18 protein-coding genes are annotated in these 22,426 nt (G+C 61.7%); 16 read left to right on the forward strand and 2 right to left on the reverse strand.

The window, feature by feature from the left end; translation table 11 throughout:
- Nucleotides 1-12 precede the first annotated feature (12 nt).
- Complete coding sequence (locus tag LDL28_RS13770) at nucleotides 13-1,731, reverse strand: diguanylate cyclase (protein WP_233059068.1); 1,719 nt, start codon at nucleotides 1,729-1,731, stop codon at nucleotides 13-15.
- A gap of 615 nt (nucleotides 1,732-2,346) precedes the next feature.
- On the opposite strand from LDL28_RS13770, the gene LDL28_RS15680 reads away from it, so the two are divergent.
- Nucleotides 2,347-3,954, forward strand: coding sequence for a methyl-accepting chemotaxis protein (locus LDL28_RS15680; protein ID WP_305069309.1), 1,608 nt, complete (start codon nucleotides 2,347-2,349; stop codon nucleotides 3,952-3,954).
- Nucleotides 3,955-4,305: 351 nt separating this feature from the next.
- On the opposite strand, the gene LDL28_RS13785 is transcribed toward LDL28_RS15680, so the two are convergent.
- Nucleotides 4,306-4,491 (reverse strand): hypothetical protein, encoded by a 186-nt coding sequence (locus tag LDL28_RS13785; RefSeq protein WP_233059069.1) that lies wholly within the window; start codon nucleotides 4,489-4,491, stop codon nucleotides 4,306-4,308.
- Between the two features lie 297 nt (nucleotides 4,492-4,788).
- Here LDL28_RS13785 and LDL28_RS13790 point away from each other — a divergent pair, with 297 nt between their 5' ends.
- From LDL28_RS13790 to LDL28_RS13860, 15 genes are all read left to right on the forward strand, one after another.
- Nucleotides 4,789-5,442 (forward strand): cytochrome c3 family protein, encoded by a 654-nt coding sequence (locus tag LDL28_RS13790; RefSeq protein ID WP_233059070.1) that lies wholly within the window; start codon nucleotides 4,789-4,791, stop codon nucleotides 5,440-5,442.
- On the forward strand, nucleotides 5,430-8,318 hold the full coding sequence (locus LDL28_RS13795) for a 4Fe-4S dicluster domain-containing protein (protein WP_233059071.1): 2,889 nt from the start codon (nucleotides 5,430-5,432) through the stop codon (nucleotides 8,316-8,318). The genes LDL28_RS13790 and LDL28_RS13795 overlap by 13 nt, the downstream gene beginning before the upstream one ends.
- The gene (nrfD, locus tag LDL28_RS13800; protein WP_233059072.1) at nucleotides 8,315-9,685 is read left to right on the forward strand and encodes an NrfD/PsrC family molybdoenzyme membrane anchor subunit; all 1,371 of its coding nucleotides are present in this window, start codon (nucleotides 8,315-8,317) and stop codon (nucleotides 9,683-9,685) included. Before LDL28_RS13795 ends, nrfD begins: the two co-directional genes overlap by 4 nt.
- Complete coding sequence (locus LDL28_RS13805; RefSeq protein ID WP_233059073.1) at nucleotides 9,568-10,170, forward strand: DUF3341 domain-containing protein; 603 nt, start codon at nucleotides 9,568-9,570, stop codon at nucleotides 10,168-10,170. The genes nrfD and LDL28_RS13805 overlap by 118 nt, the downstream gene beginning before the upstream one ends.
- Nucleotides 10,167-10,670, forward strand: a complete 504-nt coding sequence (locus tag LDL28_RS13810) for a cytochrome c (RefSeq protein ID WP_233059074.1) — start codon at nucleotides 10,167-10,169, stop codon at nucleotides 10,668-10,670. Before LDL28_RS13805 ends, LDL28_RS13810 begins: the two co-directional genes overlap by 4 nt.
- Nucleotides 10,667-11,719 carry a hypothetical protein gene (locus LDL28_RS13815; RefSeq protein ID WP_233059075.1) on the forward strand — a complete coding sequence of 351 codons (1,053 nt, stop codon included), beginning with the start codon at nucleotides 10,667-10,669 and terminating at the stop codon, nucleotides 11,717-11,719. The genes LDL28_RS13810 and LDL28_RS13815 overlap by 4 nt, the downstream gene beginning before the upstream one ends.
- The gene (locus tag LDL28_RS13820) at nucleotides 11,712-12,095 is read left to right on the forward strand and encodes a hypothetical protein (protein ID WP_233059076.1); all 384 of its coding nucleotides are present in this window, start codon (nucleotides 11,712-11,714) and stop codon (nucleotides 12,093-12,095) included. Before LDL28_RS13815 ends, LDL28_RS13820 begins: the two co-directional genes overlap by 8 nt.
- Entirely contained in the window at nucleotides 12,092-12,889 is a 798-nt protein-coding gene (locus LDL28_RS13825; protein WP_233059077.1) for an SCO family protein, read from the forward strand. Before LDL28_RS13820 ends, LDL28_RS13825 begins: the two co-directional genes overlap by 4 nt.
- Nucleotides 12,886-13,884: a cytochrome c oxidase subunit II gene (gene coxB / locus LDL28_RS13830; protein ID WP_233059078.1), complete on the forward strand. Its 999-nt coding sequence runs from the start codon at nucleotides 12,886-12,888 to the stop codon at nucleotides 13,882-13,884. Before LDL28_RS13825 ends, coxB begins: the two co-directional genes overlap by 4 nt.
- Nucleotides 13,885-13,889: 5 nt before the next feature.
- Entirely contained in the window at nucleotides 13,890-15,530 is a 1,641-nt protein-coding gene (locus tag LDL28_RS13835; RefSeq protein WP_233059079.1) for a cbb3-type cytochrome c oxidase subunit I, read from the forward strand.
- A complete protein-coding gene (locus LDL28_RS13840; RefSeq protein WP_233059080.1) occupies nucleotides 15,523-16,155 on the forward strand; it encodes a cytochrome c oxidase subunit 3 in 633 nt (210 codons plus the stop codon). The genes LDL28_RS13835 and LDL28_RS13840 overlap by 8 nt, the downstream gene beginning before the upstream one ends.
- Nucleotides 16,155-16,469 carry a hypothetical protein gene (locus LDL28_RS13845; protein WP_233059314.1) on the forward strand — a complete coding sequence of 105 codons (315 nt, stop codon included), beginning with the start codon at nucleotides 16,155-16,157 and terminating at the stop codon, nucleotides 16,467-16,469. Before LDL28_RS13840 ends, LDL28_RS13845 begins: the two co-directional genes overlap by 1 nt.
- Before the next feature lie 223 nt (nucleotides 16,470-16,692).
- A complete protein-coding gene (locus LDL28_RS13850) occupies nucleotides 16,693-19,866 on the forward strand; it encodes an efflux RND transporter permease subunit (RefSeq protein WP_233059081.1) in 3,174 nt (1,057 codons plus the stop codon).
- Nucleotides 19,859-21,031, forward strand: coding sequence for an efflux RND transporter periplasmic adaptor subunit (locus tag LDL28_RS13855; RefSeq protein WP_233059082.1), 1,173 nt, complete (start codon nucleotides 19,859-19,861; stop codon nucleotides 21,029-21,031). Before LDL28_RS13850 ends, LDL28_RS13855 begins: the two co-directional genes overlap by 8 nt.
- 16 nt (nucleotides 21,032-21,047) lie before the next feature.
- A complete protein-coding gene (locus tag LDL28_RS13860; RefSeq protein WP_233059083.1) occupies nucleotides 21,048-22,421 on the forward strand; it encodes an efflux transporter outer membrane subunit in 1,374 nt (457 codons plus the stop codon).
- Nucleotides 22,422-22,426: the final 5 nt, after the last annotated feature.

A 22,426-nucleotide genomic window follows, 5' to 3' on the forward strand; every position in this document is an offset into this window, starting at 1 on the left:
GAATGTGTCGCGCTACGTAGCAACAACAATCCGGTCTCGACCTTCGCTTTTGGCGCGATAGAGCGCCTCATCGGCGGCCTTGATAATGGCGGCGCCATTCGTGAATGTGGTTTTCCGCCATAGGGCGATACCGAAGGACATGGTTATCTTGCGCAGTTTCTTTCCGTCGTGATGGAGTTCGAGCGCCGCCAGGGCCGTGCGCAGCCGTTCTGTATGCATGACAAGCGTATCAAGTGAATCTACGGCGCTGATAATAAGGAATTCCTCGCCACCAAGCCGACATACGATGTCATTGCTGCGGAAGGAGTTCTGTATTTCCGCCGCAACGCTGCACAGGACGACATCACCCGCATCATGCCCGAAATCATCATTTACTTTCTTGAAGTGATCGATGTCACCTATGATGACGCCAAAGGCCGTATTTTCCCTGCGGGAACGCGCGATTTCGAAACTGAGCATTTCCTCCATGTATCTGCGATTGTACAGACCAGTAAGAGGATCGCGGATTGTCTGCTCCCGCAGATCCTTCTGCAGCTTCTGGTTGACAAGCGCCGACGCTATATTCTCGATAAGCGCGGAGAGAAGGAAACGATTTTCTTCCGCGACAGTGCCCTGAAGGTAAAAAAGACCGACAACCTCGCCACTCGCAAGTAATGGTTCGCAATGGTAAGCCGTCACGTCATGTTTCACATGGGCGCACATGATGTCATTGCCCTGTGGTGAAACGGAGTGGCTCTGCCCCAGTCTCAGCGCCCAGCAGGAATCTGGCGTAAGGCTTTCAAGTTCATCTGAAACATTCCCCCAATGGGCAATACGCAGCAACAGATTACGTGAATTATTATGTGCGTAAAGCGCACCATCTATACCGGGTATGACGCGGGGGACAAATGCACAAACAATGGCGGAAAGCTCCTGTTCCGTGCGCGCGGCCTGCAGGCGATGCGCCATCTCCCCCAGTAATTCCAGGGACTGGCCCCGAATTTTCAGCACATTACTGTTGTGCGTCAATTCCGCATTGGCCGCGACAAGTTTCCGGTCACTGGCTTCCTGGGCCTCTACCGCGTCTTCCAGCCGATCCGCCATGGTATTGTAACCATGCGCAAGCATATCAAATTCGGTGCAGCCCATACGGCCATTTACCCGTACCTTGAGATCTCCGTTTCCGAAATCCGACATGGCCTGCTGGATCATCCGTATGGGGTTGCGGATGCCACGCGTGACAAGAAGCAGCAGACCACTGACCAGAAGGATAATGACAAGGGTTCCGCCAATGACCAGTTGCTTGTTCCATGCGGCGTGGTCTTTCAGGGTCGCGATCCGCTCCAGCAGTAATTCATGCTCGGTTTCCTGTATTTCATTAATCTTCTGAACCAGCAGACCCATGTCAACACGGTCGCGCCCCGTCAGGACTTCGGTCCGGGCTTCATCAAAACGTCCCTCCCGCGCCAGGGTTATCAGTTTTTTTATGGTCAGGATCCGTTGGGATACCGCCGCCTGCAGGGCCACGGAGCGCTCGTACTGCAACGGGTTGTCCCTGACCAGTTGTTCAAGGAGTTTTTCCCTGGAGGCAATCGCGGTGACGAGACCATCAAAATTTTCAGCAAACGAGGCATCCTTTGTCAGAAGGTAGCCGCGCTCTTCGGATTGCGCTTCGTGTAAATCCGAAAGCGTTTCCGACATGATTTCGGTGATTTTCTGCTTGCGGGAATTCCACTCGAAACTGGCGGTCATATTATGGGACGCGGAGAGCAGGAGCCCCGAAAGAAAAACCAGACTGATACTGACTATGGATCCAACGGCAATGATGCGGGATGTAAGGGAGTGTAACACATAATCCTCGAAAAACAGGTAATATTTATTCCGGGTTCAATGATGGGAATGTTTAGTGTAATTTTATTGTCGGCGCGAATTTTCCATGGAAACTGGTCACCTGATTTTATACATGAGAAGCCGAGACGGTTGAGCGGTATCCCGCATGGGGATGGTCTGATCTGCTCTACGTTACCCTAGCCGGGATGTCACGTTAACTTCCGTCTGGCGTGGGGACTGCCCGCGTAACCAATCTAATATCGAACCGTTAATGAAACGCCGTCGTCTCCGTTTTTTTGCGTCCGTGGGGCGGTAAAGGTGAGGGGTGTGTCAGGCCCCTGCGGTATTGGGCGGTGGCAACTGGTATTCGTGGGGCTTTGTCCGATAATTCGGGCATGCCGGTAACCTGCCCGTTCCTGGATTCCCGACGACACTATTTATTACCATACCCGGAGATGTTATTGAGAAGGTTGCATTAACAGATATCACGATTGTATGATAAGGAAAATCCCGAAATAGACCTCTCCGGAGTGCCCCATGCCCAAAACGCTACGCAAAATAGCCGAAGCTGACAGAGTGAAGGCTGAAATCCAGGCCGTCAGCGAACGTCTGGAATTCATGCAGATGACCCCGCAGAACTGCGCGGCGCTTCGTTCGCTCAAGGCGCTGGTGCGGCGGGAACTGCCTGTTGCGCTTGATAAATTCTATCAGCAGGTAAGGAAAACTCCAGAAACTAGGAAGTTTTTCTCATCAGAGAAACATATTGATCACGCAAAGACGGCGCAGGAAGGTCATTGGGGAAATATTTCCGATGGTAATTTCAATAAAGATTACGCCGCCCAGGTGCGCAAGATCGGCATGGTGCATGCGCGGATCGGCCTTGAGCCCAGATGGTATATCGGTGGCTACGCCATAATCCTCGATCATCTCATCAAGGCGGCGGTTAAGGAAAACTTTCCTAAACGCCGCCTGTTCTCTGAAGGAGCCATGAATGCCGCAGACTTCGGGGAGGCGCTGGGCAGCCTGACCAAAGCGGTGATGCTGGATATGGACCTTGCCATTTCCGTCTATATCGACGAGGCGGAGAAAGCCAAACTGGCGGGTCAGGCCAGCGCGATCGAACAGGAACAGAAGCTTGTCTGCGAGAGCTTCGGCAAGACCATGGCCCGCGTTGCCAGCAAGGATCTGACCTGTGAAGTCAGGGGGGAACTGCCCGAAGCCTACCAGCCGCTACGGGCCGACTTCAACAATGCGGTCGGCACGCTGCGGCAGTCATTGCAGTCCGTGGCGCAGGTGACGGGGTCGATCGAAGGGGCGATCCGGGAAATCAGTTGTGCTGCCGACGATCTTTCCCGCCGCACGCTGCAACAGGCGGCTTCGGTTGAAAAATCCGCCGCGGCGCTGGACCAGATTACGGCCACCGTCCGCTCCACCGCGCAGCGCGCCGAGGATGTCGGCGCGCTGGTGGCCCGTTCCCGCGCCAGTATCGAACAGTCGGAAGCCATCGTTCACAAGACCATCGTCAGCATGGGGGCGATCGAACAGTCTTCCGGTTCGATCGGCAGCATTACCGATGTGATGGACGAGGTGGCCTTCCAGACGAACATTCTGGCGCTGAACGCCGGTGTGGAAGCCGCCCGCGCCGGTGACGCGGGCCGGGGCTTCGCCGTCATCGCCGCCGAGGTCCGGGTCCTGGCGCAGCGCTCCGCCGACGCCGCCAAGGAAATCAAGGCGCTGATCGCGAAATCGCGGGGCGAGGTCCGCTCCGGCGTTACCCTGGTGGGGGAAACCAGCAATGCCCTCAAGACGATCATCAGCGATGTGGGGGAAATCAACGAGCATATATCCGTGATCGTGGAAGCCTCGCAGGAGCAGGCCGCCGCGTTGCAGGACGTCAATTCGGCGGTCAGCGCCATTGACCACAATACGCAGCAGAACGCCGCCATGGTCGAGCAGACTTCCGCCGCAGGCCGGAGCCTGGCCGAGGAGGCCGAACAGTTGAACGCCCTGCTGGCTTCTTTCCAGCTTGGGGGGAAGGCGTCAGGCGCGACAGATATGATGGTGCAACCCGGCACTGCGTATCAGGACGAAGAGCCGTCCGCCAATGTGTCGCAGCTTCAGCTTGAGCCCGCGATGGATGCCTAACGGGCTTTACGGTCGGCTGTGATCCGGCGGGGATGGAGGGGCGCTGTGCCAAAGGCTACGGCGACCACTGTCCCCCGGATTCGGCGCATGAAAATGCCGCCTGTTTGGGGAAAGGCGGCATCCCAAAACTTCTGTTGGTTTTTATCGGAACTATTATATTCAAATAGAGTCTGGGTGCGGAGCAGGCTGAAAGCACATACTCCCGGATCAAGCAGAAGCTGGGGGCTTGATTGTAACGAAACCTGTTTCCAGGTCAGCACATTGGAACCCGTAAAAACGCTGATCGGGGAACTTGCCATTGGTATTATTTAATACAAATAAAAATATGGATTTTATACTTTAAAAAATCATCTAAAACTTGGGCAGCGGGATGTGTGGAGAAAAAAGGCATCCGATAGCTATGCCCCCAAGAAAAAGAATGACCATCATTGTTGTCAACAGGGCATGTTTTCGTTCCGTTGGCGTGGCGAACGGGGGCTTGAGGCTTTTATCCGCCAGGGGCGGCGGCTCGCCGTTCGAATGGAAATTATTGCTCATGGCCGTATTCCTTATTGCGGGATTTTGGTTCCTGAACGCCACCCGCATCCCGTAAGTTTCGCCATGGCGGAATAAAGGTTTCGACCAAGAAACCAGCGGTGTGATGCATGTAATCCCTGACCATGCGCAAGCGAAGCCGAGCGGCTATATTCACTGCGTTGTGAAGGGATCGTTTTCCGGGGGCGGGGCGTTCTGCCCCATGGAAAGTCCGCGAACCGCCTTGATGCTGTTCGTGGCGGGCCAATGATATGCGGTATCTCCGGTCATAAACGTAATATAAAAACGGAATACAGATAGATGGCAGCGCTGTTCACGCCCCGCGCCAATGTCATCATGGTTACGTGCATGCTCGGGTGCGCCAGCATGGTCATAGGTGGATGCCTGTGGTGGTTCGCCTGGCCGTATACCGATTATGCCCGGCATGTGGGGTGGGTGGTCGAACAGCCGGTTCCATTCAGTCACCAGCATCATGTCGCGGGTCTGGGGCTGGATTGCCGGTTCTGTCACAGCAGTGTGGAACAGAGTGCGCAGGCCAGCATGCCCCCAACCTTTACCTGCATGACATGCCATTCCCAGATATGGACGAATGCCGGGGTGCTGGCGCGCGTTCGCGACAGTTTCCTCCATAATACGCCGCTGGTCTGGCCGCGCGTTACCAATGTTCCCGACTATGTTTATTTCAACCATGGCATTCATGTCGCCAAGGGCGTGGGATGCGAAAGTTGCCATGGCAATGTCGCTACCATGCCCCTGACCTATAAGGCCCGGACGCTGACGATGCAGTTCTGCCTCGACTGCCATCGCGACCCGGGGCCGCAACTGCGCCCGGCAGAAAATATATTTGATACCGACTGGCGCCGTGACCGCTCCACGCCCATGCCGGCGGCACTGGTGGCGCAATATCATGTAGGCGGACGTAACCTGACGGAATGCGCGATATGCCACCGCTAGGCTGGCCTGCGGGGCGGGATGCGGTCCGCAGGCTGGCCAGCCTGCCCGACAGCGAACTGGCCCGGCATTTTCCTCCGCTTGAAACGGCCCTGTCACATACGCTGGACCGGCGGCGCGTACTCAGGCTGCTGGCGCTGGCAGTGGCGAGTGGCGGGGTCGCGGGCTGCGATCCCGGCACGCCGGATCGGGGGTTCGTCTCAGCCGTAAAGGCTGCGCAAGGCGTGGTGCCCGGTGTGCCCAATATCTATGCCACGGCGCATGTGCGTGAGGGATATGCCGAAGGCATTCTCGTGACCCACCAGATGGGCCGCCCCATCAAGATCGAGGGGAACCCCGCGCATCCCGCCAGCCTGGGCGGCACGGACGCCATGGCGCAGGCCCTGATTCATGATTTTTATGATCCCGACCGCGCAAGCGGCCCGTTACATCAGGGCATGCCCACGTCATGGCAGGATGTGGCGGGCGCAATGCAGAAGATGCGTTCAGCCGTCATGTCCCAACGACCCGATGGAACGGCTTCAGGCGCCGGGTTGCGTATCCTGACAGGTACGGTGACCTCTCCCACGCTGGGCCGGGTGATCGAGCAGCTTCTGGCGGCCAGCCCGGGCGCACTGTGGCACCAGTGGGATGCGATCGGACGGGAGCGCGTCAGGCAGGGCCTCCGCCTTGCCTATGGCCAGCCGGTTTCGGTTATTGCGGATCTGGCACAGGCGGATGTGGTGCTGGCGCTGGACAGTGACCTGCTGGACAGCGCGCCGGGGCATCTTGCCCACGCCCGGTCATTTGCCGCGCGCCGCAATCCCGCGCGTGGTGTCATGAACCGCCTGTATGCAGTGGAGCCCACGCCATCACTGACCGGCGTCGCGGCGGATCATCGGTTCATCGCGTCTCCCGCCGTGCTGAATGAGGTGATCGGCCGGCTATCCGCACGGATCCTGCAAAATGAAGCGCCCTCGGGCGGCCCGGACTGGCTTGGTCCCGTGGTGGCGGACCTGCGCGCCAGCCATGGGCGGGCGCTGGTCCATCTCGGCCCCCATCATCCGCCCGAAGTCCATGCCATGGTGCAGGCCATGAACGAAGCCCTGGGCGGACGAGGCCGGGTCTTTGATGTGTTTGAGCCGCCCGAATATCAGCCCGTCGCGCCGCCGGGCACGCTATCAGCATTGATGGAAGACATGGAGCGCGGCGCGGTGGACGCGCTCGTGATCCTCGACGTCAATCCCGTCTATCAGGTTCCGCGCTTTGCCGCCGCCCTGCGCCATGTGCCGACCAGTATCACCCTTGCGGACCGCCCGCATGAAACGGCGGTCACGACCCACTGGCACGTACCGCTGGCGCATGGAATGGAGGACTGGGGCGATGCCCGTGGGCATGATGGCACGGTCGCCCTCATCCAGCCGCAGGCCATGCCCCTGTATGGCGGGATGCACGTGCTCGGCGCCCTGCAGGCCTGTCTGGGGCAGCCATTACGCCCCGCCGCCGATCTGGTGCGCGCGACATGGCGTGACCGCCTGTCCTCTCCGCGCGACTGGCACGACGCACTGGCGTCCGGCGTTGTCGCGCAAACGGCGTCCCGGCGGGTGGATGCGGCCCTGCAACGTGGCGCTGTCCGCGTGGCGTCGCCCGCATCCTACCCGCGCCAGCCCGCGCAGCCTGTCCTGCTGCTCCGGCCCGATCCCTATTTGTGGGACGGGCGGGGCGCCAACAATCCGTGGCTGCAGGAACTGCCGCGCCCGTTGAGCAAGGTGGTATGGGACAACCCGCTACTGATCCCCCCCGATCTCGCCCGTGACATGAAGTTGCGTAATGGAGACGTGGTGACACTCTCGCGGGGGGAAACCTGCAGGCAGCTTCCGGTCTGGATACAGCCGGGGCAGGCGGCGGGGTGCGTGGTGGGCTTTCTCGGGTGGGGCCGCAGCCATGCGGGGGAGACGGGCAATCATGTCGGCACCGATCTGTATCCATTGCGTGAGGCATCGGGTTCCCTTCGGATCGAGGCGGCGACGGGCCAGGCCAGTCCCGTCGCCTGCACCGAACACCACGCCACGATGATTGATGCCGGGCCTTCGGACGTTGCACGTCACGGTACACTGGAGCAGTTCAGGGACAATCCAACCTTCCTCAAGGATGGTGGGGAAGGGGAGGAGACGCTGTATCGCAGGCCCCCCGACGCGCCCGTCGCGTGGGGGATGAGCATCGACCTCAATGCCTGCATCGGCTGCAATGCATGTGTTGCGGCATGCCAGGTGGAAAACAATATTCCGGTGGTCGGACGTGACGAGGTGCTGCGCCAGCGTGAAATGCACTGGCTGCGGATTGACCGTACCTACGAAGGAACGCCCGACGCACCCGACACGTTCTTCCAGCCGATGTTATGCATGCATTGCGAGCAGGCCCCGTGCGAGACCGTCTGTCCGGTGGGGGCGACGACGCATGATTCCGAAGGCCTGAATGTGATGGTCTATAACCGGTGCATCGGAACCAAATTCTGTTCCAACAACTGCCCCTACAAGGTCAGGCGGTTCAACTACTTCGCGTTCGCGCAGCAAGAAAGCCGTCCGGCCATCAGCCGTAATCCCGATGTATCCGTCCGCACGCGCGGGGTGATGGAAAAATGCACGTTCTGCGTGCAGCGCATCGCGCAGGCGCGCATCGTTTCGGATCGTGATGGCGTGCCGGAGCGCGTCGTGACCGCGTGTCAGGCGGCCTGTCCCACGCAGGCCATAAGCTTTGGCGACATCAACGATCCCATGGCGGAGGTCACGCGCCGCAAGGCCGGCCCGCTGAGCTACGCCGCACTACCCGAACAGGGTACGCACCCGCGCGTGACGTATGAAGGACGCATCCGTAACCGCAACCCGGATATCGGGTCATGACGCGCGGCGCGGCCGCGGCACGGGAAGGTGAGGGTCTCATCCATCCCGATGAGACACCCCGCACCCTGACGGAGCGGATATGTGCGACGACCCTGCGCCCGGATGGGGGGCGATGGACACCCCTGTGGTGGTGGCTGTGCCTGGGGATTGCGCTGGCGCTGCTGGCGGGGGGCGCGGTGTCGGTGGCGTGGCTGTTTTATGCCGGGCTGGGGATATGGGGCATCGACTGGCCCGTGGCGTGGGGGTTCGATATCCTCAATTACGTCTGGTGGATCGCGATCGCCTCTGGCGGTACGTTTATTTCCGCCCTGTTCTTCATGCTGCGCGCGCCGTGGCGTACGTCACTCAACCGGCTGGCCGAGAGCCTGACACTCTGCGCCGCCCTGTGCGCGGCCATATTCCCGATCCTGCACCTGGGGCGGCCACAGTTTTTCTACTGGCTGTTTCCCTATCCCAACACCATGGGGCTGTGGGCACAGTTCCGCAGTCCGCTGGTATGGGATTTTTTCGCGATCCTTGCCTATGTCTCATGTTCCGTCATGTTCTGGTATTTCGGCCTGCTGCCTGATCTGGCAACGTTGCGAGACCGGGCGCAGCGCCCGTGGCAGCAACTGTTCTATGGCGTGCTGGCGCTGGGGTTTCGGGGCTCCGGCCTGCAATGGCGGCATTACCAGCCGGTCTATGGCGTGATGGCCGCCCTTATGGCGCCGCTGGTGGTGTCGGTCCACAGCATTGTCGGTATGGATTTCGCGGGGGGCGCGACAACGGGGTGGCATTCCACCCAGTTCCCGCCATTCTTCGTATTCGGGGCGGCGCTGTCCGGCTTTGCCGTCGTGCTGCTGGCGGTCATTCCGCTGCGCCGGGGCATGGGGCTGCACCCCTATATCACCAACTGGCATATTGACGTGCTGGGGCGGCTGCTGCTGACGGCCAGCCTGTGCGTGGCCTATGCCTATGTCATGGATGTCTTTTCGACATTCTATGGTCCGGATCAGGCGGACCGGATCATGTTCGCCTTCCGGCTCCATGGCCTGTACGCGCCCGTTTACTGGGGCACCATCATGCTGAACATCGTCTTTCCACAGGTGTTGTGGTGGCGTTCGGTGCGACTGAACCAGCCGGTCGTGTGGCTGGTCTGTCTGGGCGTGATCATTGGCATGTGGCTGGAACGCTTCCAGATTATCGTGACCAGCCTTGCGCGCACGCAGCTTCCCTCCGCCTGGGGGCAATATACGCCTACCCTGTGGGAATGGAGCCTGCTGGGTGGCACGATTGGCCTGTTCCTGACCACGTTCCTGCTGCTTGTACGCTTCATCCCCATGCTGGCCATGGCCGAGATGCGGGCCATGCTGGGGGACAGGCCCTGATTATCGCCGCCTTCACCACCGAAGCGGCCCTGCACGCCGCCGCTACCGAACTGCGGCGCGACCCGGACCGCGCGGTCGAAACCTATAGCGCCACGCAACCGCCCGATACCGCTTCGGGCTCCATCGTGCCGCTGCTGATGCTGGGGGGCGCGCTGGTTGGGGGCATGGGGGGCTTTGGCATGCAGGTCTATGCCACGACCATCGGCTATCCGCTCGATATTGGCGGCAGGCCCGATTTCTCATGGCCATCCTACATCCCGGCGACTTTCGAGCTCGCGGTGCTGGGTGCGGTGCTGGCGGGGATGATCGGCTACTTCGTCATGGCGCGCCTGCCGCACCTGTATGACCCCGTGGATGAAAGCATGGCCATGCGGGGCGTCATGACCGGGGGGTATGTCCTTGTGGTGCGATCGGCGGACAGCGCGGGGGTGCGTGAAGCGCTTGTCCGCCACGATCCGCTCGTGATTGAGGAGGTCGGGCCATGAAACCCGCACGGCCCGCCCGCTTTGTGTCCTTTGCGCTTCTGCTGCTGGCCACCGGGTGTGACGACATGTCGAAACAGCACAAGGAAAATCCTTACGCCAGCGCCGACAGCGCACCGGCGGAGCCTGTGCCGGGCACGGTGGAATACCATGACGCACCGCATCCTGTCCCCCGGCTTACGATGGGCCTGCTACAGCGTGGCCGGGACGAGTATCACGCCTTCTGCGCGCCCTGCCATGCGGAAACGGGAAATGGTGACGGCATGGTGGTGCAGCGCGGTTTTCCCGCGCCACTGCCCCTGATGGCGGCTGGTGGGCAAACGGGTGGGCCGATGCACCTGCATGATGTCATCACATCAGGGCAGGGGATCATGTACGGCTTTGCCCAACGGATCGGATCGGACGACCGCTGGGCCATCGTGGCCTATCTTTACGCCCTTGGGCGCAGCCAGCACGCCACCCGCGCCGACATGACGCCCGAACAACTGGCGCGCGCGCCATGAACCGCGCATGGCATGGCGTGCTCGTTGTGTCCGTGCTTGCGCTGGTGGTGACCGTGGCGGTTGCGATCCGCGCGCCCCATGCGGTTTTTCCCGCATGGCTGGCGGTCTGTGCCGCGTGGATCGGGTGGCCACTGGGCAGCATGGCGCTCCTTCTGGCGCATGCGCTCAGTGGCGGCCGGTGGGGCGAACTCCTGCGGCCGGGCCTGCGTGCCGGGGTGGCCACATTGCCGCTGGGTATTCCCGCGCTGGTGGGGGTGCTGTGGGGGGCGGGGTATCTCTATCCATGGATCCGTCCCGATGGGCAGGCGCGGATTACGAATGGTTTCTACCTCAATGGGCCTTTCGCGCTCGGGCGGGTGGTCATCTACGTGCTTGCATGGGGCTGCCTAGGGGTCTTCTGCCTGCGGGGGCGCGATCTGGGGCGGGTCGCGCCGGGCGGGCTGATCGTGCTGGCCTTTACCTTCGGCTTCGCCGCGATAGACCTGACGGAATCGCTTGATCCCCATTTCAGTTCCAGCGCCTATGGCCTGATCGCTTCCGCCGGGGCGGTGTTGCTGGCCTTTGCAATGGCGGTCCTGTTTGAAGGAATACGGGCGAATGCTGCGGAACTGCGTGACCTGGCGCGCCTGCTGCTGGGGCTGACGGTCCTGTGGGCCTATCTGGATTTCATGCAGTTCCTGATTGTGTGGCAGTCCAACCTGCCGGTGGAGGCCGCGTGGTACGCGCCCCGCCTGCGGGGCGGGTGGGGTGCGGTGGCGATCGCCATTGCCGGGCTGCATTTCCTCCTGCCTTTCGTCCTGCTGCTGCTGCCCCCCCTACAGGCCCGGCGGCGTGTTGTCGTGCTGGTGGCGGGGTTGCTGGTCAGTATGGAAATTGTCCGTAACCTCTGGCTGGTCCTGCCGACATGGACACCACCCGTGCCATTATGGGGTGTGCCGCTATCGCTCGCGTTCCTTGGCGGCGGGAGTGCCTTGCTGGTTTTGTGGCACAGGGGCCGGGAGCGGGCGGTATCGTCGTGCCCCATGCAGCCGGGAGATGCCCGTGTCTGAGCCGCATGGACCGCCGGAGGTGGAACCGACCCATCATGAAACCCGCGACATTTCGCTGCGCGCGGTCATTGGCGGGGGCGTGTTCATCGGCCTTGCCGTGGGGGGGCTGGTGATCGTGGCCGACATGCTGTTTCCGCAAAAATCGCTCGACCGCCTGCTCAAGCCGCCATTCCCGGTGATTGCGGAACCGGCACTGCAATCCGATCCGGTGGCGGACATGGTGGCGTTCCATGCACGCGAAATGGCCGTGCTGAACGGTTTTGGCTGGACCGACCCAGCCCGTGGCATGGGCCACATCCCCATCGAACAGGCCATGCGACAGATCGTGCGTGAAGGCATCAAGGGCTGGCCCGTGGAGGGAGGGACCGGGCCATGACCATGCCGCGCCGCGCAACGGGTGTGAAATGGGCCCTGCTGGCATGTCTGGCCGCCCTGTCATGGCCCGTGCCCGGCGCGGCGGATGACGCGATGACGGCGCTGGCTTTTACGCCGCATCAGGGGGCGCTATTGCCGCTCGACGCCCGGTTTGCCGATGCGACCGGTCAGGTCCGGCCGCTGGGTAACTTCCTTGGTGGCAGGCCCGCCATCGTGTCCATGGGTTATTATGCCTGCCCCAATATGTGTGAACTGGAGCGCACCGACCTGCTGCATGCGCTGGCGCGCAGCGGGCTGAAAACCCCGTCCGACTATACTCTGGTGGTGGTCAGTATCGACCCATCGGAAACGCCCGCCATGGCGCGTCAGGCCCGTGAGGACGATCTGGCGCATTTTCCCGTAACGGCGGCGGAACAGGGGTGGCATTTCCTGACCGGGGATTCCGCCAGTATCCAGCGCCTGTCACGCGCGGTGGGGTTTCATGCGCGCTACGACCCCGGGCTTCGACAGTACGTTCATCCCATGGGGCTGGTATTTGTTACCCCGGCGGGCATGGTTTCCGGTTATGTCCTGGGTATCGGCTACCAACCGGGCGATGTACGGCAGGCCGTGGCCCATGCGGCGCGTGGCGAGCGTGTTACGGCGTCGCCCATCCTGCTGCTGTGCTTTCACTATGATGAAACGACGGGACGTTACACGCTGGCGGTTGAAAAGCTGCTACGGATCGGGGCCGTGCTGACCGTGCTGATGCTGGGATCGGTACTGGCCATGGCCCATGGGCGGGGCCGCCGATGAGCTGGCTTCCCGAAGCATCATCGCATGCCGTGCGGGTTGATGTCCTGCTGGCGGGGCTGCTGCTGATCAGTCTGGCGGTGCTGGGGCTGGTGTTCGGGTTGATGTTTCTCAATATCATCCGTTTTCGGGTGGGGAGCCGGATGCCCGTCGCGCATGAGGTGGCGGCCCATAAAAGCTGGCGTTTGGAGATTGGCTGGACCACGGCGACACTGGTGATTTTCTTCGCCCTGTTCATATGGGCGGCGCGTCTGTACGTGGTGGGGTTCCAGCCGCCCACGGGCGCGATCCAGATTTATGTAACGGGCAAGCAGTGGATGTGGAAGGTCCAGTATCCGGGCGGCCAGCGTGAGATCAATGCCCTGCATGTTCCGCTAGGCCGGGCCGTACAGCTTTTGCTGACATCGGAAGATGTCATCCATGATTTCTCGATACCCGTCCTGCGGATCAAGCATGACGTCCTGCCGGGGCGGTACCAGAGCCTGTGGTTCATCGCCACCCGGACGGGATCGTTTCGTTTTTACTGCACGCAGTTCTGCGGCATCGGGCATTCGCGCATGACCGGCACGCTGGAAGTCCTGAACAGCACCGACTACGCCGACTGGCTGGACCATACGCCCGCCAGCGGAAGCCTGGCCACGACGGGGGAAGCCCTGTTCATCCGTAACGGATGTAGCGGCTGCCACGTATCGGGGCGTTACGCGCCCGATGCGCAGGAGACTGCCCGCGCGCCGTCCATGGTGGGGCTGTACGGCGCCGTGGTGCCCGGCCCCGATGGGCGGCCCGTGCGGGTGGATGGCGCCTTCCTGCATGACGCCATCCTCCATGCACGCGCAGGCCGCGCGCCTGCGGGAACCTACACCACTGAAATGCCGTCGTTTCGCGGCGTGCTGGGGGAGGACGAACTGACGGCGCTGGTTGCCTATATCCAGACATTATCGCCATCCGTTCCATCGGGCGCGCAGGCCGTGGCCCAGACCCCGCGTGAAGGGAAGTGACCGTCATGGCCCCCCAGCCCGGCAGTGAACGCAGTTACCTGTGGCAGGACGGCACCCTGCGGTCATGGCTGCTGACAACCGACCATAAACGGATCGCGCTGCTGTACATGGCCTCCATCACCGTGTTCTTCGCCATTGGCAGCATGGGGGCGGCCCTGATCCGGCTGCACCTGATCATGCCGACGGGCGCGATCGTGTCGGACGAGACCTACAGCCGCATGTTCACCCTGCACGGCGTTGTCATGGTCTGGCTGTTTCTCGTGCCCTCCATTCCCGTCACGCTGGGCAATTTCCTCGTTCCCCTGATGCTGGGGGCACGTGACCTGGCCTTTCCGCGGCTTAACCTGATCAGTTGGTACCTGTTCGTCATGGCCGGGATGCTGGTGGTGTACGGGCTGTTCCGTGGGGGGCTGGAAACCGGGTGGACATTCTATACGCCGCTTTCCACCGATTATACGCAGGGTCGGGTGCTGCCGGTCGTGGCGGGTGTCTTCCTGAGCGGCTTTTCGTCCATCGCCACCGGGGTCAACTTCATCATAAGCATCCACCAGCTACGTGCGCCGGGCATGACGTGGTATCGCCTGCCGCTCATGCTCTGGGCGCTGTATGCCACCAGTGTCATTTTCGTGCTGGCAACCCCGGTACTCAGCATTACGTTGCTGCTTCTGGCGTTTGAGTACTTTTTTCGTGTCGGCGTGTTCGATCCTGCCCTGGGGGGGGATCCGCTGCTGTTTCAGCACCTGTTCTGGTTCTACTCCCACCCGGCAGTTTACATCATGATCCTGCCGGGCATGGGGGTGATCAGCGAGGTGGTCAGCACTTTCTGCCACAAGCCGGTTTTCGGATACAGGTTCGTGGCGTGGTCGTCCATTTCCATTGCGGCCATCGGCTTTCTGGTCTGGGGGCACCATATGTTCGTGGCCGGGACATCACTTTACGCCGCCGTTGTATTTTCCATGCTGAGTTTCCTTGTCTCCGTTCCTTCGGCCATCAAGGTCTTCAACTGGCTGGGCACCATGCATGGCGGCGCCATCCGGCTTGATGCGCCCATGCTGTACGCCATGGGCTTTATCGGGCTGTTTACGGTGGGGGGACTGACCGGGCTGTTCCTTGCTTCCCTGGCCAGTGACGTGCATCTGACACAGACATATTTCGTGGTGGCCCATTTCCATTACATCATGGTGGGGGGAATGGTGTCCGCCTATTTTGCCGGGCTGCATTACTGGTGGCCCAAAATAACGGGACGCATTTACCCCGAAATGTGGGGGCGGACGGCGGCGGCGCTTCTGTTCTTTGGCTTCAACCTGACATTCTTTCCGCAGTTCCTGCTTGGTTATGAAGGAATGCCGCGACGCTACGCGACCTATCCCGCGCAGTTCCAGGTGCTTAATGTGCTGTCTTCCGCCGGGGCCAGTATCCTTGCCCTCGCCTATATCCTGCCGCTGGTCTATTTTACGTGGTCGCTGTTTCGTGGCGCGCGCGCAAGTGACAACCCATGGCAGGCGACAGGGCTGGAATGGCGCACATCCTCCCCGCCGCCGACGGAAAACTTCATCCATCCCCCCGTCATGACCCATGAGGCCTATGATTACGCCGCACTGGATCAGGCGCATGACGCCGCGCGGCAGGAGGAAGCGCATGGCTGATCACCTCGCGCCCTATGATACGCCCCTGCACCGTGACGAAACGGCAGTGGCCGGCATGTGGCTGTTTCTGGCCAGTGAAGTCCTGCTGTTTGGCGGGCTGTTCCTGATCGTTCTGGTCTATTCGCACACGCATGCGGCGGGATGGGCTCTCGGGGTGCGGCATACCAGCCTGACGATCGGCTGTATAAATACACTGTTACTGATAACCAGCAGCGCCGTTTATACCCTTGCGGTGGAGGCGGCCCGGCAGGGAAAGGACCGCCGCATCATTCCCGCCGGGCTGGGGGCGGCGGGACTGGGGGTGGTGTTCCTTGTGCTCAAAAGCCGGGAATGGCGTCTTGAGTTTACGGAACACCTGTTTCCCGGTGCGGACTTTTCCATTTCCGGGCCGGATGCGGGCGGTGCGCAACTGTTCTACAGTTTTTATTTCCTGTCCACCGCATTGCATGGGCTGCATATGCTGGTCGGTATCGGGCTGATCGTGTGGGTCTGCTACCGGACCCGGGCACGGATGGGCCAGCGTGCTTCCGACATGGCGGTGGATGTGGTGGGACTGTACTGGAGTTTTGTCGATCTTGTCTGGATCCTGCTTTTCCCGGTCCTCTACCTGATCGGGCGGGCGTGATGGCGCGTATCGTGGCGTGCTGGGTTCTGCTCATGCTGCTTTTTGGGGAAGAGCTGATCATGGCAAAAATCGGTTTCACCCCCGGCATCTGCGCAGGCGCGGTCCTTATGGGGCTGATTATTGTATTCGGCTTCATGCGGATTGCGCAGGCACCGCCTCTGGCCGCGATATTTGCACTGGGCGGCCTGTTCTGGCTGACAATATTACTGGCGCTAGGCAGTCTGGACAGCTTTACCCGAACAAATTTCGCCGTAGGCGACAGCCTGTCTTCCCGATCCCATCATGTACCAGCGTCACGGGGCGTCTCCCCCTGACATGGCCCGCGCATGTTTTCGAGGCCTGTTTTTCATCTTCCCCGATCAGCCGATCGCCCCGTTGATGCGTTGAGACCAGATCAGGCTGGCGACCGGATATGGCGGGAACCGGCTCGGGGACCACGATCATGAAGATGCTGCGCATTCCACGGGTTTCAGGCAGGTCCGATACTTCGGCTGTACTGGCGGGTGCCGCCCAAACCTGCCGGGGTTGCGCCACGGCATGAATGCGATTGTCCGTCTCGCACTCGCGCGGCCCTATACATTCGTGGTGATGGCCATCCTGATCGTTTTTATCGGTGTGCTGTCCGCCATCCGGACGCCGAAGGATATCTTTCCCGAAATCCGCATCCCCATCATTGCCGTGGCCTGGACCTACAGCAACCTTTCACCGCAGGACATGTCGGGGCGCATCGAACTTCCGTTCCAGCGCGTCCTGACCACGACGGTGAACAATATCGAACATATCGAGGGGCAGTCGCTGACGGGGATCGGGGTTACGAAAATCTTCTTCCAGCCGGGAACCGATGTCCGCATCGCTAATGCGCAGGTTACGGCCATCGCCCAGACCATCCTCCGCCAGCTTCCCATTGGCACCACACCCCCGCTGATCCTCAATTACAGCGCCTCCACGGTGCCTATCGTCCAGCTTGCGCTGTCGGGCGCGGGCCTGAGCGAACAGCAATTGTATGATTATGGCTTCAACTTCATCCGCAACCGGCTGGTTACCGTGCCGGGGGCCGCCATTCCCTATCCCTATGGCGGCCGGGTGCGCCAGATCCAGATGGACCTTGACCCCGGGCAACTGCAATCGCGCGGCGTATCGGCGCAGGATGTAGGCAACGCGCTGACAAGCCAGACACAGATCACGCCGGCTGGCTTCGTGAAGATTGGCGAGTACCAGTATAACTTCAGGTTGAACAATGCGCCGCTTTCCGTGGAGCTGCTGAACAGCCTGCCCGTGCGAACGGTCAATGGCGCGGTGGTGCGCGTGCGCGATGTGGCCCATGTGCGTGATGGCTCAACGCCCCAGCAGAATGTGGTCCATGTGGACGGGCAGCGTTCCGCCCTGATGACGGTGCTGAAATCGGGCGCCACCTCCACCATCGCGATCGTGGCGGGGATCAAGGCGATGATGCCCGATGCGACGCGCGGATTGCCGAAGCAGCTCAGGCTCAAGCCCGTCAACGACCAGTCGCTGTTCGTGAAGGCCGCCGTGAACGGCGTGGTCCGCGAAGGCGCGATCGCGGCTGGCCTGACCAGCCTCATGATCCTGCTGTTCCTGGGTTCGTGGCGGTCCACGCTTATCGTGGCCACGTCCATTCCCCTGTCGGTCCTGGGGGCAATTACGGCGCTTTCCGCGCTGGGGGAAACGCTGAATGTCATGACCTTGGGCGGTCTTGCGCTGGCCGTGGGCATCCTGGTGGATGAGGCCACGGTCACGATCGAGAATATCGAGCGTCATCTGGAAATGGGCAAGGATGTCCATGCCGCCATCATTGACGGATCGGGTGAGATCATCGTTCCGGCTTTTCTCTCGCTCATATGCATCTGCATCGTGTTCGTCCCGATGTTCTACCTGCCGGGCATCGCGGGTTTCCTGTTCGTGCCCATGGCGTTTTCGGTCATGTTCGCCATGGTGATGTCCTTTATCCTGTCACGCACGCTGGTCCCCACCATGGCCATGTTCCTGTTGCGGCCGCATGGGCAGGAAAACCAGACGGGTGGAAATCCCTTCACACATTTCCAGCAGGGGTTCGAGCGGCGTTTCGAAGCACTTCGTGCCGGTTATGGCGCGCTGCTTGCCGTCGTGCTGGACCATCGGGGCTGGTTTGTGGGCGGATTTTTCGGGTTCGCCATGCTGAGCATGGGCCTGCTGCCTTTTCTGGGGCGCAATTTCTTCCCCCAGGTCGATGCCGGAACCCTGACACTGCACGTGCGCGGCCCGGTGGGGATGCGCATCGAGGAAACATCGGCCCTGTTCCAGCGTATCGAGAAGCGGATCCGCCAGCGCATTCCCCCAACGGAACTTGACTCGATCGCCGATAATATCGGCCTGCCCACCAGCGCCATCAACACGGCGTACAACGCCTCCGGCACGATCGGGCCGCAGGATGGCGACATTATCGTGGCGCTGAAGGAAGGCCATCGCCCCACCGGACACTACATTCGCGTTCTCCGTGCCGAACTGCCCGGATTTTTCCCCGAAGCGACGTTTGCGTTCCTGCCATCGGACATTACCAGCCAGATCCTGAATTTCGGTGCGCCCGCGCCGATCGACATTCAGGTATCCGGTCCCAACCCGGACGAGACCCGCCAGTTCGCCCAGCGGATACTGCGCGCCATACGCCCGATCGACGGCCTGGTCGATGCCCGCATCCAGCAGCCCGGACATTACCCGGAACTGCGTTTTGATGCGGACCGCACCCGCATCAACCAGCTTGGCCTTACGGAAGGGGATGTGACCAGCAGCATCGCGACCTCAATTGCGGGCACGGTGCAGACGGCGCCGCTGTACTGGCTCGATCCCCACAGCATGGTCACCTATCCCATTGCGGTGCAGATGCCCGAATACCGGATCAGTTCGCTGGCGGATCTCATCGGGTTGCCGGTTACGGGCGTTTCGACAACCCAGCTACAGGTGCTGGGCGCGCTGGGCGCGCTGGGCACGATTACGCGGGGCACGACTTCCCCGGTCGAGGCGCAGTACAACATCCGTTCGCTGATCGATGTGTTCGCGGCGGGGGATGGCCGTGATCTCGGCGCGATCGCGGAGGATGTGCAAAGTGCATTGCGGCGTCTCGATCATGACCGCCCGGAGACGGTCACGGTCACGCTGCGTGGCCAGTATCAGGCCATGACGACTGCCTTTTCAGGCATGGGTTTCGGCCTGATGGGGGCGATCGTGCTGATCTACCTGCTGATTGTCATCAATTTCCAGAGCTGGACCGATCCCTGCATTGTCGTCCTTGCCCTGCCGGGCGCGCTGGCGGGCATATGCTGGATGCTGTTTGCGACACGCACGCCCCTTTCCGTTCCCGCGCTGACCGGGGCGATCATGTGCATGGGGGTGGCCACGGCGAACTCCATCCTTGTTATCAGCTTCTGCCGCGAACAGCTGGCGGAACATGGCGATACGATGCGCGCGGCCATAACGGCGGGCAGCACCCGCCTGCGGCCCGTCATCATGACGGCGCTGGCCATGGTCATCGGCATGCTGCCCATGGCGCTGGGGCTGGGGGAAGGGGGAGAGCAGAACGCACCATTGGGCCGGGCGGTCATAGGGGGGCTGTTATTCGCCACCTGTGCCTCGCTGTTTTTCGTGCCTACGTTATTCGCCACGATTTATGACTGGCGCGCGCGCCATGGGGCGGATGGAGCACGCGCCCATGCCTGATACGCAGATATTGCCACAGGCGGCCCATAAACCGCGACTGGGGTGGATACTCCTTGGCGGGCTGTGCATCTTCGGGATCATCCTTCTGGTGGGAACGATTGTGCGCATCCATGCACGCCATCGGCTTCATGCCGTTAATCTCGCGTCCTTGGTTCCTGCCGTTACCATCGTGCATCCGGGTGGGCATGCCGTTGACACGCTGGTTCTGCCCGGTTTCCTTCAGGCATGGTACAGTGCGCCGGTCTATGCCCGGACCAGTGGCTACCTGCGGCGATGGTACGTCGATATCGGGCAGAAGGTGGACGAAGGCCAGACCCTGGCGGAAATTGATACGCCCGATGTGGATCTGCAGCTTGCCGCGGCAAAGGCGGCGCTGGGCACACGGACCGCGCAGCGTGATCTGGCGCGGATCACATCACGGCGGTGGGACCGTCTCATTGCGCAGAATGCCGTGTCCCAGCAGGAAACGGACGAGCGCCGGGGCAACTTCGCGGCCAGCGAGGCAGCCCGCCACGAAGCGGCGGCGGATGTCGAGCGGTACGAGACACTTTCCGGATTCAAGCGCATTATTGCGCCATTTCCCGGGGTTGTGACCAGCCGCGCGACGGATATTGGCGCGCTGATCGTCGCGGGCACCGCCGCCAGCCAGCCGCTTTTTACGGTATCGGATGTAAGGCAGCTCCGGTTGTACGTGCGGGTGCCACAGGCCTATGCCGCGCGGATGCATGACGGTTTTCTGGCGCAGTTCACCGTGCCGGATTATCGTGACCGCAAGTTTGAGGCGCGTCTCCTGCATTCAGCGGATGCCGTTGATTCACAGTCGGGCACCATGCTGGTCCAGCTTGTCCATGACAATACGGACAACCTTCTCAAACCCGGGGCCTATGCGCAGGTCATCTTTACATTCCATGGGCCGGGGCCGCAGGCCCCCCCGTCCGTGCGTATTCCGGCCAGTTGCCTGCTGTTCCGAAGGGACCGGACAACCGTGGCGCTGGTGGATGACGATAATCACGTCAGGATACAGCCGGTCTCGATCCTGACGGATTTCGGTACGGAACTGGAAGTAACGGGACTGACACCGCAAAGCCGGATCATCAACACGCCGCCGGACGACATCAGTGAGGGCGATCCGGTCAAACCCCGTGAGGATGGGCATGCGTCCTAACTGGGGCAGGGGGGTCATGTTCCTCCTTTCCCTGCTTTGCGGATGTAACCTGGCCCCCCGTTACAGGAAACCGGCGGAGTCCGGCCTTCCCGCCACGTTCCGGGAAACCGGGCCCTGGACCCCGGCCCGGCCAGCCGAGACCGCGCAGCGTGGCGACTGGTGGCTGGTCATGGGGGATGAAGGACTGAACCGGCTGGAGGACAGGATTGAGCATGGCAGCCCGCAACTGGCCGCGGCCGTGGCGCGGTATGAGCAGGCCCGTGCCCTTGTCCGGCGCGCACGCGCCGACTTCTTCCCCCAGATCGACGCCACGGCCAGCGCGCAGCGGGAACGCGCGCTGTTTCCGGCCACCGGTAATTATTATGAATACCGGGATTACGAGACGGGTGGCACCGTTTCATGGGAGCCCGACATATGGGGGCGTATCCGCAATCTGGTCGCCGCGGCGCGGGCGAATGCCCAGGCGAGCGCGGCCGATCTGGCGGGCATCCGTCTCAGCCTGGAAGGCGAACTGGGCGATGACTATTTCCAGCTATGCGGTCTTGATGCACGCATCAGCCTGCTGCAACGGACCGTGGCCGCCTATACGGCGTCCCTCGACCTGACAACGAAGCGATTCATGGGCGGGGCCGCGAATGAACTCGATGTAGGGCGGGCGCGGACCCAGCTAAGCGCCACGCAGTCCCAACTGGAGCAGCAGATAGCGGATCGCGCGCTGGTCGAACACGCCATTGCCGTGCTGGTGGGGGAGCAGCCATCCACCTTCGCGCTGGCCCCTTCGGGCGGCCTTGCGCCCGTGCCGGCCATTCCCGTAACGGCCCCTTCCCAACTGCTGGAACGCAGGCCGGATGTCGCGGCGGCAGAACGGCACATGGCGGCAGCGAATGCCCGGATCGGGGTGGCGCGGGCGGCCTTTTTTCCAAATATCACGCTGGGTGCGACGGGGGGGACGGAAAGTGTGACCGGCACCCTTCTGGCGGCGGGCAGCGGGGTCTGGGCACTGGGCCCGGCGCTGGCCACGCTGGCCATATTCGACGGGGGGCGGCGGTTCGCCAATCTGGCCGTCACCCATGCGGCCTATGTCGAGGCCGCCGCGAATTACCGGCAGACGGTACTGACCGCCTTTCGTGAAGTGGAGGACCAGCTTGCCCTGTTAAATCATCTGGCGGATGCGTCCGCGCGGCAGGAGGAAGCTGTCGTGGCGGCGGCGCGGACCACCTATCTGGCAACCCTCCAGTATCGGGAGGGGGCGGTGGATTACCTGCAGGTCGTTATTGCCCAGACCGCTGAATTACAGAGCCGCGAGGATCTGATCACGATCAATACGCGCCGCCTTATGGGGGGAATTGACCTTGTCCGCGCCATGGGGGGAGGCTGGCGCAACGGTTGAGCCCG

The sequence above is a fragment of the Komagataeibacter sp. FNDCR2 genome, assembly GCF_021295395.1.
Taxonomy (GTDB): Bacteria; Pseudomonadota; Alphaproteobacteria; order Acetobacterales; family Acetobacteraceae; genus Komagataeibacter.

What these genes read in the sequence shown, in the direction of transcription:
- LDL28_RS13770 (WP_233059068.1), bottom strand. Translation starts at nt 1,731, where the DNA reads ATGACCGCCAGTTTCGAGTGGAATTCCCGCAAGCAGAAAATCACCGAA.
- LDL28_RS15680 (WP_305069309.1), top strand. Translation starts at nt 2,347, where the DNA reads ATGCCCAAAACGCTACGCAAAATAGCCGAAGCTGACAGAGTGAAGGCT.
- LDL28_RS13785 (WP_233059069.1), bottom strand. Translation starts at nt 4,491, where the DNA reads ATGAGCAATAATTTCCATTCGAACGGCGAGCCGCCGCCCCTGGCGGAT.
- LDL28_RS13790 (WP_233059070.1), top strand. Translation starts at nt 4,789, where the DNA reads ATGGCAGCGCTGTTCACGCCCCGCGCCAATGTCATCATGGTTACGTGC.
- LDL28_RS13795 (WP_233059071.1), top strand. Translation starts at nt 5,430, where the DNA reads ATGCCACCGCTAGGCTGGCCTGCGGGGCGGGATGCGGTCCGCAGGCTG.
- nrfD (WP_233059072.1), top strand. Translation starts at nt 8,315, where the DNA reads ATGACGCGCGGCGCGGCCGCGGCACGGGAAGGTGAGGGTCTCATCCAT.
- LDL28_RS13805 (WP_233059073.1), top strand. Translation starts at nt 9,568, where the DNA reads ATGGAGCCTGCTGGGTGGCACGATTGGCCTGTTCCTGACCACGTTCCT.
- LDL28_RS13810 (WP_233059074.1), top strand. Translation starts at nt 10,167, where the DNA reads ATGAAACCCGCACGGCCCGCCCGCTTTGTGTCCTTTGCGCTTCTGCTG.
- LDL28_RS13815 (WP_233059075.1), top strand. Translation starts at nt 10,667, where the DNA reads ATGAACCGCGCATGGCATGGCGTGCTCGTTGTGTCCGTGCTTGCGCTG.
- LDL28_RS13825 (WP_233059077.1), top strand. Translation starts at nt 12,092, where the DNA reads ATGACCATGCCGCGCCGCGCAACGGGTGTGAAATGGGCCCTGCTGGCA.
- coxB (WP_233059078.1), top strand. Translation starts at nt 12,886, where the DNA reads ATGAGCTGGCTTCCCGAAGCATCATCGCATGCCGTGCGGGTTGATGTC.
- LDL28_RS13835 (WP_233059079.1), top strand. Translation starts at nt 13,890, where the DNA reads ATGGCCCCCCAGCCCGGCAGTGAACGCAGTTACCTGTGGCAGGACGGC.
- LDL28_RS13840 (WP_233059080.1), top strand. Translation starts at nt 15,523, where the DNA reads ATGGCTGATCACCTCGCGCCCTATGATACGCCCCTGCACCGTGACGAA.
- LDL28_RS13845 (WP_233059314.1), top strand. Translation starts at nt 16,155, where the DNA reads ATGGCGCGTATCGTGGCGTGCTGGGTTCTGCTCATGCTGCTTTTTGGG.
- LDL28_RS13850 (WP_233059081.1), top strand. Translation starts at nt 16,693, where the DNA reads ATGAATGCGATTGTCCGTCTCGCACTCGCGCGGCCCTATACATTCGTG.
- LDL28_RS13855 (WP_233059082.1), top strand. Translation starts at nt 19,859, where the DNA reads ATGCCTGATACGCAGATATTGCCACAGGCGGCCCATAAACCGCGACTG.
- LDL28_RS13860 (WP_233059083.1), top strand. Translation starts at nt 21,048, where the DNA reads ATGTTCCTCCTTTCCCTGCTTTGCGGATGTAACCTGGCCCCCCGTTAC.